Source organism: Vogesella sp. LIG4, from assembly GCF_900090205.1.
GTDB lineage: Bacteria > Pseudomonadota > Gammaproteobacteria > Burkholderiales > Chromobacteriaceae > Vogesella.
The window spans coordinates 1,019,786-1,033,291 of sequence record NZ_LT607802.1 but is presented as its reverse complement, the minus strand read 5'-3'; the positions used below and the strand labels follow the sequence as shown (position 1 = coordinate 1,033,291).

The window sequence follows — 13,506 nt, the reverse complement described above, 5'->3', positions numbered from 1 at the left end:
CTGTCCGCCGCAGTTACTGTTTCATCTTAATCGGTCTGCATGGCAATTGGTTGAATCTGCTGCCAGGCGCCTGCCACTACTTTGCGCCAGCGGGCTGCGGCATGCCTTGCCGCCTGCGTCCCCTGCCGGCCCGCAGGCGACTTTCCGGTGGGTGTTTCAAGCCTGGTGTTTACAGCACCCGGCCCCACCACAGCCCGGTTTGCGCGGTAAAGCTGCCGTCCGCCTCCAGCTGCAGCGCGGCGGCCACTTCCTGCGGCGCTTCCTGCTGCAGCTGGCGCAGCATCGCCACTTTCTCCGCCGGGGTGCGCATGCGTTTTACCCAGCTGTCGAATTCCAGCCGCAGCGGCCAGCGCTGGTGGGCCAGCAGCTCGATGCCGGCATCCGCCAGCAGCGCGCGCCATTCGGCATCGCTGCGGTCGCGCAGGTGCGAGCTGTCGCGCAGCAGCTCCCAGCATTGCAGGTGGGTGTCGGCCAGCGCGTCCTGCGGGGCTTCCACGTCGATGATCAGCACATAGCCGCCGGGGGCGGTGACGCGGCGCATGTCGGCCACGCCGGCAGCCAGGTCCAGCCAGTGGTGCGCGCTGTAGCGGCTGGCCACCAGATCGAAGCTGCCATCGGCAAACGGCAGCGCCCCGGCGTGGCCGGCGCAGGTGGCGATATTGGCCAGGCCGCGCTCGGCGGCGGCGCTGGCCACGGTGTCCAGCATGGACGGCGCCGGGTCCAGCGCGGTGATGCCGGCCAGCAGCGGCGCCAGGGTGAAGGCCAGGTGGCCGGCGCCGCAGCCTACGTCCAGTGCGCGGGCGCTGCCGGGCAGGTTGGCCGCAAGCAGGTCGCGGGCGGCGGCCAGGTCGGGGCCGGCGGCGTGTACCGCGCTGCCGAGATAGGCTTGCGCCTGCGGGTCGAACTGGCGGGTGGTGGCGTGCTGATGGGCTTGCATGATGGAGTGCTCCGGGTTGGGTGTGCACACCGTAGCGCAGTGCCAATACCGGTACAAGGCAGGTAGTTATCCTGTTATAAGCAGTAACAGCCTGCGCCACTGCGACCAAAGTCGCAGCCGGCAGGTACCCCGCCGGCCGCTATGCCGGCGGATTATGGGCTATGGTAGGCGCATGCCCGTGCCGCCCTGGAGTCTGCCCATGCCCGTTTCCTCCCGCTCCGCCACCCTGCTGCTGACCTGGCTGGCCATGCTGGCGTTTGCCGGCAACTCGCTGCTGTGCCGGCTGGCGCTGGCCACCACCGGCATCGATGCCGGCAGCTTCACCCTGCTGCGGCTGGCCAGCGGCGCACTGGTGCTGGTGCTGCTGGTGCGCGGGCGCGACGGCATCTGGCCGCGTGCCGGCAGCTGGGCCGGCGCGGCGGCGCTGTTCGTGTACGCGGCGGCGTTCTCGTTTGCCTACCTGGGGCTGACTACCGCCACCGGCGCGCTGTGCCTGTTCGGCGCGGTGCAGGCCAGCATGATCGGCTACGGGCTGTGGCAGGGCGAAAGGTTGGCCGCACGGCAGTGGCTGGGTTTTGTCTGTGCGCTGGCCGGCCTGCTGGTGTTGCTGCTGCCGGGCGTGGCGGCGCCGCCGCTGGCGAACATGACACTGATGCTGCTGGCCGGCGTGGCCTGGGGCGGCTACTCGCTGCTGGGGCGCCGTGCCGGCGACGCCACGCAGGTGACGGCGGGCAACTTCGCCCGCGCGGTACCGCTGGCGGCCGCGCTGTGCCTGCTGTTTCCGCCGCATGCCGCGCTGCCGTGGGCCGGCGTGGTCTACGCGCTGGCCTCCGGCGCGCTGGCTTCCGGCATCGGTTACGCCATCTGGTATACCGCGCTGCGTGACCTGGCGGCGGCAACGGCCGCCACGGTGCAGCTGAGCGTGCCGCTGCTGGCGGCACTGGCCGGCTGGCTGTTCCTGGGCGAGGCGCTGCATCTGCGCACGCTGCTGGCGGCGGTGGCGATAGTGGGCGGCATTGCGCTGGTGATCGCCGGGCGGTGGCGTTAGGCGGGCGGGCAGGCCGGTTTCTTATAAAAGCCTGTTACGGCTGTGCGGCGGCCAACGCCGGATGGCTGACGCTGCTTGGGCATCTGAACTACCATAGCGCGTTCATGCATAGAGCGGTTCATGCAAACCGCGATTCAAGCCGGATGCCCTGTTGATGCGTTACCTGTTGCTACTTCTGCTCTGCCTGCCGCTTGCCGCCCTGGCGCTGGATTACCGGGTGGAGATAGACGCGCCCCAGGCGCTGCAGCCGCTGCTGGAGGAGAACCTGGACCTGCTGCAGCTGCGCAGCGACGACAGCCTGCAGGAGCGCGACCTGGAGGCCATGCTGGAGAGCACGCCGGCGGAGGCGAAGGCGCTGCTGGAAACCGAGGGCTACTTTTCCGCCGAGGTCAGCGTGCAGCGCGACGGCCAGCTGGTGCACGTGCGGGTGAACCCCGGCCTGCCGGTGACGGTGGGGCAGGTGAACCTGCAGTTCAGCGGCGCGGTGACGCAGGTGGATGACTTCCGCCATTTCATCGAGGCGGCGCAGGCCGGCTGGACCTTGCCGCACGGCGCGATATTCCGCCAGGCCGACTGGGACGACAGCAAGAAGGCGGCGCTGCGCCCGCTGCTGCTGGAGCGTTTCCCGCGCGCCAGCATCACCGCCTCGCGTGCCGAGATCGACCCGGCCACGCGCAGCGCCACGCTCACCGTCAGCATCGACAGCGGCCCGCTGGTCCGCTACGGCCCGCTGCAGATCAGCGGCAACGAGCGCTACCCGGAAAGCGTCATTCGCGGGCAGGCCAACTTCCGCGAAGGCGGCGACTACCGCCAGCAGGACATCCTCGACTACCAGAGCAGCCTGGAAAAAGACAGCCACTACAGCGGCGTGGTGGTGGCGCCGCTGTGGGAGCAGCTGCAGGGCGACCGCGTGCCCATCGGCGTGACTGTCAGCGAAGTGAAGCGGCAGAAGCTGGAGCTGGGCCTCAACTACAGCACCGGTGACGGCCCCGGCGTGCGCCTGGGTTACGAGCACTACAACTTGTTCCGCCGCGGTTATACCGGCTCGGTGGTGTACGACTGGAAGCACGACCGCCAGAAGCTGGATCTGGGCCTGGCGCTGCCGCGCGAAACCGGCGGCTACTCGCACGCCGTCAACCTGCATGTCAGCCATGAAGACGTGCTGGGCACCCAGACCGACAGCCGCTCGCTGGGCGTGTTCCGCATCCGCCAGGTAGGCAATATCGAATCGCGGCTGGGGCTGGAATACGTACTGGAGCAGGAGCGCGACCACGGCGTACTCAGCCGTGACAGCAAGGCGCTGATCGCCTCCTACGGCTGGACGCAGCGCGCCATCGACAACCTGCTGCGCCCCAGCAGCGGCTACCTGATCGAGGCGCAGGTGGCCTCCACCGTGGGCGAGCTGGGCTCGGACACCCGCTTCCAGCGCGGCTACGTGCGGCTGGCCAACTACTGGTCGCCGGACTGGCTGCACGGCACCCTGGTTACCCGGGTGGAAGGCGGCCAGGTGTTCGCCGCCGACGGCAGCCAGGTACCGACCTCGCGGCTGTTCAAGGCCGGCGGCGCCGGCAGCGTGCGCGGCTACCAGTTCGAAAGCCTGGGGGTGAAGAACAGCGACGGCACCATCGAAGGCGGCCGCGTGCTGGCCACCAGCAGCATCGAGTACCAGTACCCGGTAACGCAGAACTGGCGCGCCGCGGTGTTCGTCGATGCCGGTGACGCCGCCAGCTCCTGGCAGTCGCTCAACCTCGCCACCGCCTACGGCGTGGGCGCGCGCTGGCTCAGCCCGCTGGCGCCGCTGGCCTTCGACCTGGCGCACGGTAACCGCGACAAGCGCTGGCGCTGGAACCTCAACCTGGGGCTGGCGTTCTGATGCAGCAGATGAACGAACCCGAACACACCTCCGCCCCCGATACCGCCGCCGCACCGCCGGCTCGCCGCCGCCGGTCCTTCTGGCCCTGGTCGCGCTTTGCGCTGCCGCCGCTGCTGCTGCTGGTCGGCATCGCCGGCCTGCTGGGCTGGCTGACCGCCACGCCCGCCGGCTTCGCCACCCTGTGGCAGTGGGCGGGCAAGCTCAGCCACGACAGCCTCAAGGTTGGCCGCAGCGAAGGCACGCTGTGGCGCGGCTTCACCCTGCGCGACGTGAGCTGGCAGCGCGATGGCCAGCAGCTGCAGCTCAGCAGCCTGCAGCTGGACTGGCAACCGTCCGCGCTGTGGCGCGGCCAGCTGTACATCCGCCAGCTGGCGCTGGGCAATATCCACTATGCCGGCAAGGCCAGCAGCAAGGCGCCAGCACCGCCGCAGGCGCCGCGCTCGCTGGCGCTGCCGCTGGACGTGCGGCTGGACGCGCTGACGGTGGGCAGCATCAGCCAGCCGGGGCAGCCGCTGCTGTCGGCGCTGCGCGCCAACTACCGCTATGAGGGTGGCCGCCATTACTTCACCCTGCAGCAACTGGATACGCCGTGGGGCGGCGCCACCGTCGGCTTCACCCTGCTGGACACCCTGCCGTTCCGCCTGGCCGGCGAGCTGCATTACCGCGGCGTGCTGGAAGGCGTGGCCTCGCAGGGCAACGTCAATCTGGCCGGCTCGCTGCTGCAGCCGCGGCTGGACGGCGAGATCAGCGCCCAGGGCATGCTGATCAAGCTGAACAGCGAATGGCGGCCGTTCGCCGCCGCGCCGCTGCAGCGCCTGCGCCGGCTGGATGCGCGCGTGGGCGGGGTGAACCCGCATGCGCTGCTGCCCACCCTGCCGCAGGCGCGGCTGGCGCTGGCCATCGGCATGGAGCCGCTGGATGCCGACTCGGTGCGCGGCGGCATCTCGCTGGTGAACAGCGAGCCGGGGCCGGTATCGGCACAGCGGCTGCCGCTGTCGCTGCTGTGGGGCGATTTCCGTATCGATGGCGACCGCCTCACCCTGCCGGGGCTGCAGGCCGAGCTGGCCGGCGGCAGCATCACCCTCAGCGGCAGCGCCGCCAGCAATGCGCTGGCGCTGGATGCCGAACTGCGCAATATCGACAGCCACCAGCTGCACGCCGCCTTGCCCTCGCATCGCATCAACGGCGAAGTGCAGGCTGCCGGCAAGGCGCGGCTGCCGCAGCTGGTGGTGAAGCTCAGCAACCAGCAGCTGGGGCTGGATGCCCGCCTGCGCCTGGCCGATGCGCCGCGCCGGCTGGAGGTGCCGGAAATGACGCTGCGCACCGGCCTGGGCCGGCTGCAGGGCGAAATGGGCTGGCTGTTCGACAGCCGCCAGCTGAGCTTCAGCGGCCGGCTGCAGGGCTTCGACCCGTCGCGGGTGGACCCGCGCTGGCCGGCCGGCAACATCAACGGCACGCTGGACACCCATGCCAGCCTGGCCACCACCCCGCACGGCGACGTGGCGCTGAAACTGGCCGGCAGCCAGCTCAGTGGCGCCGCGCTGGGCGGGCAGCTGGCGCTGCAGTGGCAGCCGCAGCGGGTGAAACAGTTGCAGGCCGACCTGAGCCTGGGCCGCAACCGGCTGCAGGCCAGCGGCGGCTGGGGCCAGAGCGGTGACAAGCTGCTGTTCAACCTGACGGCGCCGCAGCTGTCGCTGCTGGGGCCGGCTTTCGGCGGTGAACTGGACGCCAATGTGCAGCTGGCCGGCACCCCGGCGCGGCCGGACATTGCCGCCAAACTGGCAGCACGCGCACTGCGGCTGCCGGGCGGTGTGGCGGTGGGCAGCCTGCAGGGCGAGGGCAGCACCGGCCTGCAGCAGGACAGCCCGTTCCGCCTGCAACTGGCCGGGCGCGAGGTGCGCGCCGGCGGCCAGCAGCTGGACACGCTGCAACTGAACGCCAGCGGCAACCGCGCCGCGCACCAGCTGCAGCTGGAGGCGCATGGCCTGCTGCAGGACAAGCCGCAGAGCGTGAACCTGGCGCTGAACGGCGGCCTGCTGCCGCAGGGCCTGCGCTGGCAGGGGCAACTGGCCGCGCTGCGTGCGGCCGGCGGCGTCAACCTGCGGCTGGAAGCGCCGGTGGCGCTGCAACTGGCTGCCGATGAGGTGCGGCTGGGCGCCAGCCGCTGGCAGGCGCTGGGCACGCAGTGGCAGCTGGACGACACCGGCTGGCAGCAGGGCAAGGGCTGGCGCAGCAGCGGCCGGGTGAACAGCCTGGCGCTGGCGGCGCTGTCGCCGTGGCTGAAGCTGCCGGTGCAGCAGGATCTGGTGCTGGCGGGCGATTGGTCGCTGGCCGGGCAGCAAGGTTGGCCGCAAGGCCGGCTCAGCCTGCGCCGCGAACGCGGCGATGTGCAGCTGCCGCAGCAGAAGGGCGGCCCGCAGAGCCTGGGCCTGAGCCGCGCCGAGCTGCAGCTGGGCCTGGGGCCGGCCGCGCCGCTGCGCCTGCTGCTGGAAAGCCGCTACGGCCGCATCAGCGGTGACGGCACGCTGCAGCTGCCGCCGGGCGCGGGGCTGGATGCGGCACAGGTGGCGGCGCGGGTGCAGCTGGCGCTGCCGTCGCTGGCGCCGTTCCAGCCGTGGCTGGGCAGCGGTTTTGATCTGGATGGCGCGCTGGATGCCGACGTGCGGCTGTCCGGCCCGCTGACGGCGCCGCTGTACGCCGGCGAAATCAACGGCCACAAGCTGCGCTTCATCGAGCGCAAGAACGGCATCCGCCTGGAGCAGGGCGAGCTGCTGGCGCGGCTGCAGCAGCGGACGCTGCAGGTGGAAAAACTCAGCTTTGGCCAGCAGGGCGGCTTGCAGGCCAGCGGCCAGTTGTCGCTGGATGGCGACCAGCCGGGCGCGGCCATCAATCTGCGCCTGACGCGCTTCGTGCTGATCGAGCGCCCGGGGCGGCGGCTGACGGTATCCGGCGACAGCCGGGTGACGCTGGAGCAGGGCAAGGTGTTCCTGCGCGGCGACCTGGGTGTGGATCAGGCGCGCATGGAGCTGCCCAGGCTGGGCGGCCCCAAACTGTCGTCCGACGTGGTGGTGGTTGGCCGCACGGTGGAGGCGGACAGCGATACCCGCCTGCCGCTGGGGGTGGATCTGAACATCCGCCTGGGCAACGATTTCCACTTCAGCGGCAACGGCCTCAACGCCGAGCTTGGCGGCAACGTGCGGCTGCTGGCCGCGCCGGGGGCCGAGCTGCAGGCGCGCGGCCAGGTGCGGGTGGACAAGGGCCGCTTCAAGGCCTACGGCCAGGACCTGGACATCAGCAAGGGCGTGATCACCTTCAACGGCCCGCTGGACAACCCGTCGCTGGACATCGTGGCCACGCGGCGCAATTCCAGCGTCGGCGCCGGGGTGGAGATCGGTGGCTCGGTGCTGCTGCCGTCGGTGAAACTGGTGGCCAACGAGGCGATGTCGGAGCAGGACAAGCTGTCCTACATGGTGCTGGGCCGCGCCGCCACGCCGGGCGAGGGCAGCAACGATATGGGCGGCGCTTCCGCCGGCGGCTTCCTGGCCGGCATGCTCAACGACCGCATCGGCCTGTTCGACGATGTGGGTGTGCAGTCGCGTGCCGCCAGCACCAGCAGCAGCGGCACGGTGAACCCGGCCGAGCAGGTGGTGACGCTGGGCAAGCAGATCACCCGCGAGCTGTACGTGGGCTACGAGTACGGGCTGAAGAGCGCCGAGCAGGCGGTAAAGTTCAGCTACCAGCTGTCGCAGAAGCTGTCGGTGATCGCCCGCGCCGGCCGCGAGGCGTCCAGCGAATTGCGTTACACCTTCCGTTTCGATTGAAGCTGCCTGGGCAGGGCGTTTCGCCGCGATGCGGCCAACGTTGAACGGTGGCAAGCCTGGCAACCCCGGGCTTCCGCCCTGCGTGTGGCGCCGCCAGCGGTAGGGCGGGTTGAACCATCGGTTCATACCCGCGCAAGCCGCCAACCTTTCGCGGGTATGGCCTGCGGCCAACCCGCCCTACATGGGGTGACTCACCTCCGCCGCCACCGGGGGTAGCTTGGGTTGAGCGTAGCGAAGCCCAACGTTTACCGGGTTGGTTTGGTGGTGTTGTCGGGTGTGGAATCCGCTGCGCGGATGATGTTTGAAGTCGCCGGATGGTTCGATAGGGTGGTCCGCGAAACCCCGCCAAAAACGGCACCCGCAAGGCGCGGCCGAACTCGCCGCGCGCTAACGTCGCGCGGCTCAGACAAAGCGGCCGCTTAAAACCTTGCGGATACCGTTTTTGCCGGCGCTCCCCGTGGGGCAGTCTGGCGCTTCACAACGTTGGCCGCATGCTTTTACGCTTTGATTCGGCACGTGTTCCGTAGGGCGGAAGCCCCGCAGGGGCGTTCCGCCGTATTGCGCCATCTTGCGGCCAAGCTGATGGCGGATCGCCCGGTGCCACCGGGCATCCGCCCTACTCGGCGCGTTCCACCTCTGCCGCCACCAGTGCCGCCGCCTCGTCCAGCGGCAGCGGTTTGCCGGTCAGGTAGCCCTGCACCGTGTCGCAGCCCAGCGTGGCGAGGGCGGTGAATTCGGCTTCGGTTTCCACCCCTTCCGCCAGCGCTTCCATGCCCAGGCTTTTCGCCAGGGTGATGATGGCGAGCACGATGGCGGCATTGTCGTGCCGCGCCTCCAGATTGGTGACGAAGCAGCGGTCTATCTTCACCGTGTCGGGGGCGAAGTTCTTCAGGTAGGCCAGGCTGGAGTAGCCGGTGCCGAAGTCGTCCACCGCCAGGCGCACGCCCAGCGCTTTCAGCTGCGCCAGGGTCTGCTGTACCACGCCGGTTTTCTGCAGCAGCGCGTTTTCGGTCACTTCGATTTCCAGCTGCGCCGCCGGCAGGCCGCTGTCGGCCAGCGCGCGCGCCACTTCGCCGGCAAAGCCCGGCTGGGCGAGCTGGCGCGGCGAGGCGTTCACCGCCACGGTGAACGGGGTGGCGCCACGCGGCCAGGCGGCGGCCACGCGGCAGGATTCGCGCAGCACCCACAGGCCGATTTCCACGATCAGGCCGGAGTCTTCCGCCACCGGGATGAAGCGGGTGGGCGGAATGCTCTGGCCGGCGCTGTCGGTCCAGCGCAGCAGCGCCTCGAAGCCGGTGAGCCGGCGGTTGGCCATGTGCACCTTGGGCTGCATGGCGAGGTGGAATTCGCCGCCGGCCAGCGCGGCGCGCAGGCGGCCTTCCAGCTGCAGCCTCTCGTTGGCCTGCCGCGTCATGTGGCGGTTGAAGAAGTGGAAGTTGTTGCGCCCGGCGGCCTTGGCCTCGTACATCGCCATGTCGGCGTTCTTCAGCAGCAGCGCGGCATTGCTGCCGTCGTCCGGGCTGATGGCGATGCCGATGCTGGCGCTGACCACCAGCTGGTGGCCGTCCAGCGAGAACGGCGCCTGCAGCGCTTCCAGGATGCGCTCGGCCACGCTGGCGGCCTGGGCGCTGTCGCTGAGCTCCGGCAGGATGATGACGAACTCGTCGCCGCCGGTGCGGCCAACGGTATCCATGTCGCGCAGCTCGCCATGGGTGCGCCGCGCCACTGCCTGCAGCAGCGCGTCGCCGGTGGCGTGGCCCAGCGAGTCGTTGATGTTCTTGAAGCGGTCCAGGTCCATGAACAGCACCGCCACCTTGCCGTCGCCGCGGTGGGCCAGGCGCAGCGCCTGCTGCAGCCGGTCGGTGAGCAGCAGGCGGTTGGGCAGGTCGGTCAGATAGTCGTATTCCGCCAGGTGCTGCACCCGCGCTTCGGCTTCCTTGCGCTCGCTGATGTCGGAGAACAGCGCCACGTAGTGGGTGAGCGCGCCGCTCTCGTCGCGCAGCGCGCTGATGGTGAGCCATTCCGGGTATACCTCGCCGCTCTTGCGGCGGTTCCAGATTTCGCCGGCCCACTGGCCGCGGGCGCGCAGGTGGCTCCACATTGCCTCGTAGAACTGCGCGTCGTGGCGGCCGGAGGCCAGCAGCGCCGGGCTGTGGCCCAGCGCCTCGGCCTCGGTGTAGCCGGTAATGGTGCTGAAGGCACGGTTCACCGCCAGGATGCGGCTGCGGGCGTCGGTAATCAGGATGGCCTCGGTGCTGGCCTCGAACACCTTGGCCGCCAGCCGCAGCTCGTGCTGCTGCGCCACGCGGGCGCTGACGTCGCGGGCGGTGATGCAGTCGAACTGCTCGCCGCCGAAGCAGACGCGGGTGCGTTGCACTTCCAGCACCTGCGGGCCCTGCAGGGTGGTGATACCCAGCTCCTGCGGGGTGTCTTCGTCCAGCGGGCCGGCAAACAGCTGCTGTAGTTCCGGGCTGTGTTCGCCGGCGAAGCATTCGCGGGCGCGCTGGTTGAGGTAGACCACGCGGCCGTTGCTGTCGCGCAGCGCAATGATGTCGGCGGCGCTGTCGCTCATGTGGCGGGTAAGCTCCAGGTCGCGGGCATTGGCCTCCAGCAGGCGTTCCTTTTCGCTGAGCTGCAGGCGGAAGCGGTCCACCAGCTGGTGCATCCAGCGCGCGTAGTGCCAGGAGAACAGCAGCGCCAGCAGCAGGGTGCCGGCCAGGATGCCGCTGGTAGCCAGTACCCGGTTGCGGGTGGTTTCCAGCAGGCGGTTGTCGTCGTCGTTGCCGCTGGTCAGCGTATCGTGCCGGGCGACGGCGACCACGCGCCAGTGCCATTGCGGCATGGTGGTGACGTAGGCGGTGTAGGTGGCGCGCTGTTCGCCTTCCTGCTGTTCGAAGCTGAACACGCTGCCCGGCGGGTTGCTCAGCGCCAGCGCCTGCAGCACGCCGCCGCCTTCCTGGCGGTTGTGCCGGTTGTCGAAACTCAGCAGGGTGCGGCCCTGTGTGTCGTAGACGGCAATGCCGCTGTGCTGCGCCACCTGTTGCTTGCGCAGCATGGCCAGGCCCTGCTGCTGCATGTCTTCTTCGCTATCTCGCAGGTATTCGCCACCGCCGATCAGCCAGTGGTAGGGCGCAAAGTAGCGCACGTAGGCGATCTTGTCGGACATCGAGCGCTCGCCGGGGCGGGCCCAGCGGTAGTGCACGAAACCGCTGCCCGGCGGCGAGGCGGCGGCCTTGATCAGCGCCTGCATGATGTAGGTGCCCTGGTCGTCGCGGTTGCTCAGCAGCGAGTTGCCTTCGCGCTCCGGGCTGGTGGGCAGCAGCAGGCAGCGGCCGTCCATGCCGTCCACGAAAAAGTAGCCGCGGCCTTCGAAGTAGCGCAGCGGGCGCAGCGACTCGATGATGTCGCGCTGGATGTGCTCCGGCAGGCGGGTGCTCTTCTGCCGCTGGTACAGCGCATTGGCCAGCGTGGCGGCGGTGTCCACCTGTTCGCGGATGCGCTGCTGCAGGGTGTCGCTGGACTGGCTGTGCAGCGCTTCCAGCTGCATGCGCGCATGTTCGCCCCAGGCGCGCAGGAAAGCCTGGCCGCGCAGTTCGCTCTGGCGCTGGTTGGCCGCACGGCTGAGCTGGAAGTCCTGCCAGTGCTGGTAGAAGAAATAGCCGGCCAGCAGGGTCACCACGGTGACGACGGTGCCCAGCATGCCGAGCAGCTGCAGGCGCAGCAGCCGGTTCTGGATGCGGTGCATGGATATTGTTATTTATATGGGCGGGTGGGTCTGCTGATTATAAAAACCACGTTAGTTCACGGCTTGATAATTGTCAGGGTGGCGAGCTTTATGACAGCGCATCGGGTACAATCCGCGCCGGGAAGTTGGCCAGACAGTCGCCGCGTGCTTGCACGGGGAGGAAAGTCCGGGCTCCACAGGGCAGGATGCTGGCTAACGGCCAGGCGTCGCGAGGCGACGGAAAGTGGAACAGAGAGCTGAACCGCCGATGGCCGGACTTGTTACCCGCAAGGGTGGCAAGGTCTTTTCAGGCAGGGCTTGTCCCTGAATGAGAATCCGCAAGGACGGCACAGGCAAGGGTGAAAAGGTGGACTCCTTCGGGAGCCGCCGGGGGTAACCCCGGCGCGGTAAGAGCGCACCGCGGACGCAGTGATGCGGACGGCAGGCTAAACCCCATCCGGAGCAAGACCAAATAGGGGTACATTGGCGTGGCCCGCGCTGTACCCGGGTAGGTTGCTTGAGCCTGTCGGTAACGGCAGGACTAGAGGAATGACTGTTCAACGACAGAACCCGGCTTACCGGCTGACTTCCCACCCTCTTCTTCACGCGGCGGCCAAGGCTGCCGCGCACCGCTTTGCAGCATTTCCGCTGGCTATTGTCATAGCTTAAAAAATAGGCAAAAAGCTTTTTACCACCGCGATAAAAGGCAGTACAATGGCGACCCTTTTCCGTAGCCATCCCTTTCATTTGCCATGCAAATCGGCCCTTACCAGCTCAAGAACCGCCTGATCGTGGCGCCCATGGCGGGCGTGACCGACCGGCCGTTCCGCATGCTGTGCAAGAAGATGGGCGCCGGGATGGCGGTGTCGGAAATGATCACCGCCAACAAGGCGCTGTGGACCACGCCCAAGACGCTGCGGCGGGCGAATCACGAAGGCGAAGTGGAACCCATCGTGGTGCAGATCGCTGGCGGAGAGCCGCAGATGCTGGCCGATGCCGCGCGGCTGAACGTGGAGCACGGTGCGCAGATCATCGACATCAACATGGGCTGCCCGGCGAAGAAGGTGTGCAACGTGGCTGCCGGCTCGGCGCTGCTGCGCGACCTGGACAACGTTGGCCGCATCCTGGAGCAGGTGGTGAAGGCGGTGGACGTGCCGGTAACGCTGAAGACCCGCACCGGCTGGAGCAGTGACGTGAAGACCGCGCTGCAGGTGGCGCGCATGGCCGAGGATGCCGGCATCGCCGCCCTGGCGCTGCACGGCCGCACCCGCGAGGACATGTACCGCGGCGCCGCCGAGTACGACACCATTGCCGCGGTAAAGCAGGCGATCAGCATTCCGGTGGTGGCCAACGGCGACATCGACAGCCCGCAAAAAGCGAAATACGTACTGGATTACACCGGCGCCGACGCCATCATGATCGGCCGCGCCGCGCAGGGCCGGCCGTGGATCTTCCGCGAGATCCAGCACTACCTGGACAGCGGCGAGACCCTGCCGCCGCCGCGCATCACCGACATTGCGGCGGTGATGGGTGCACATCTGACGGAGCTGTACGACTTCTACGGCGAATACAGCGGCTGCCGCATCGCGCGCAAGCACATCGCCTGGTACACCAAGGGGCTGCGCGGCAGCAACGACTTCCGCCAGGCAATGTACCGGCTGGAAAGTACCGCCGAGCAGCAACAGGCGGTGGCGCAATATTTCAACTGGCTGGCGGAGCATTCCGAGCGGCTGGAATACCTGGCAGACAGCGTGGCCGAGACCGACGCGGTAGCCGATTGAGAACCCGGAATAGTCGATAACATCATGCAGAATAATGACGATATTTCCTTGAGCGTGCGCTTGGCGATGGAGCAGTACTTCCGCGACCTGGACGGGGAGACGCCGGCGGCCATCTACGACATGGTGCTGGCCTGTGTGGAAAAACCGCTGCTGGAAGTGGTGCTGGTCCACACCCAGGGCAACCAGACGCGCGCGGCCGAACTACTGGGCCTCAATCGCAACACACTGCGCAAGAAGATGAAGGCCTACGACCTGATCTGAACCCTAGCCACCCGTGTACCCGGGTGGCTTTTCTTTTGACTAGCGAACTCCCCTGCAAAGC

At 68.6% G+C, this 13,506-nt stretch carries 7 protein-coding genes and 1 other RNA gene; 6 read left to right on the top strand and 2 right to left on the bottom strand.

The window, feature by feature from the left end; genetic code table 11:
* Window positions 1–169: 169 nt before the first annotated feature.
* Window positions 170–937, bottom strand: coding sequence for a class I SAM-dependent methyltransferase (locus PSELUDRAFT_RS04880; protein WP_088965777.1), 768 nt, complete (start codon window positions 935–937; stop codon window positions 170–172).
* A gap of 199 nt (window positions 938–1,136) precedes the next feature.
* Between PSELUDRAFT_RS04880 and PSELUDRAFT_RS04875 the strand changes: the two genes are divergently transcribed.
* The 3 genes from PSELUDRAFT_RS04875 to PSELUDRAFT_RS04865 all read left to right on the top strand — a co-directional run bounded on the left by PSELUDRAFT_RS04875 (window position 1,137) and on the right by PSELUDRAFT_RS04865 (window position 7,679).
* Window positions 1,137–1,985, top strand: coding sequence for a DMT family transporter (locus PSELUDRAFT_RS04875; protein WP_164497419.1), 849 nt, complete (start codon window positions 1,137–1,139; stop codon window positions 1,983–1,985).
* 154 nt (window positions 1,986–2,139) lie between these two features.
* Window positions 2,140–3,858, top strand: coding sequence for an autotransporter assembly complex family protein (locus PSELUDRAFT_RS04870; protein ID WP_088965775.1), 1,719 nt, complete (start codon window positions 2,140–2,142; stop codon window positions 3,856–3,858).
* 8 nt (window positions 3,859–3,866) lie between these two features.
* A complete protein-coding gene (locus tag PSELUDRAFT_RS04865; protein WP_157725018.1) occupies window positions 3,867–7,679 on the top strand; it encodes a translocation/assembly module TamB domain-containing protein in 3,813 nt (1,270 codons plus the stop codon).
* A 616-nt stretch (window positions 7,680–8,295) separates the two neighbouring features.
* Here PSELUDRAFT_RS04865 and PSELUDRAFT_RS04860 read toward each other — a convergent pair.
* Window positions 8,296–11,424 (bottom strand): EAL domain-containing protein, encoded by a 3,129-nt coding sequence (locus tag PSELUDRAFT_RS04860; protein WP_088965773.1) that lies wholly within the window; start codon window positions 11,422–11,424, stop codon window positions 8,296–8,298.
* A 121-nt stretch (window positions 11,425–11,545) separates the two neighbouring features.
* Between PSELUDRAFT_RS04860 and rnpB the strand changes: the two genes are divergently transcribed.
* The 3 genes from rnpB to PSELUDRAFT_RS04845 all read left to right on the top strand — a co-directional run bounded on the left by rnpB (window position 11,546) and on the right by PSELUDRAFT_RS04845 (window position 13,445).
* An RNA gene (rnpB, locus tag PSELUDRAFT_RS04855) (RNase P RNA component class A) lies at window positions 11,546–11,997 on the top strand.
* 158 nt (window positions 11,998–12,155) lie between these two features.
* Window positions 12,156–13,184 carry a tRNA dihydrouridine synthase DusB gene (dusB, locus tag PSELUDRAFT_RS04850; protein ID WP_088965772.1) on the top strand — a complete coding sequence of 343 codons (1,029 nt, stop codon included), beginning with the start codon at window positions 12,156–12,158 and terminating at the stop codon, window positions 13,182–13,184.
* A gap of 24 nt (window positions 13,185–13,208) precedes the next feature.
* Window positions 13,209–13,445: a helix-turn-helix domain-containing protein gene (locus PSELUDRAFT_RS04845; RefSeq protein ID WP_088965771.1), complete on the top strand. Its 237-nt coding sequence runs from the start codon at window positions 13,209–13,211 to the stop codon at window positions 13,443–13,445.
* Window positions 13,446–13,506 lie beyond the last annotated feature (61 nt).

What these genes read in the sequence shown, in the direction of transcription:
- PSELUDRAFT_RS04865 (WP_157725018.1), top strand. Translation starts at nt 3,867, where the DNA reads ATGAACGAACCCGAACACACCTCCGCCCCCGATACCGCCGCCGCACCG.
- PSELUDRAFT_RS04880 (WP_088965777.1), bottom strand. Translation starts at nt 937, where the DNA reads ATGCAAGCCCATCAGCACGCCACCACCCGCCAGTTCGACCCGCAGGCG.
- dusB (WP_088965772.1), top strand. Translation starts at nt 12,156, where the DNA reads ATGCAAATCGGCCCTTACCAGCTCAAGAACCGCCTGATCGTGGCGCCC.
- PSELUDRAFT_RS04860 (WP_088965773.1), bottom strand. Translation starts at nt 11,424, where the DNA reads ATGCACCGCATCCAGAACCGGCTGCTGCGCCTGCAGCTGCTCGGCATG.
- PSELUDRAFT_RS04875 (WP_164497419.1), top strand. Translation starts at nt 1,137, where the DNA reads ATGCCCGTTTCCTCCCGCTCCGCCACCCTGCTGCTGACCTGGCTGGCC.
- PSELUDRAFT_RS04845 (WP_088965771.1), top strand. Translation starts at nt 13,209, where the DNA reads ATGCAGAATAATGACGATATTTCCTTGAGCGTGCGCTTGGCGATGGAG.
- PSELUDRAFT_RS04870 (WP_088965775.1), top strand. Translation starts at nt 2,140, where the DNA reads ATGCGTTACCTGTTGCTACTTCTGCTCTGCCTGCCGCTTGCCGCCCTG.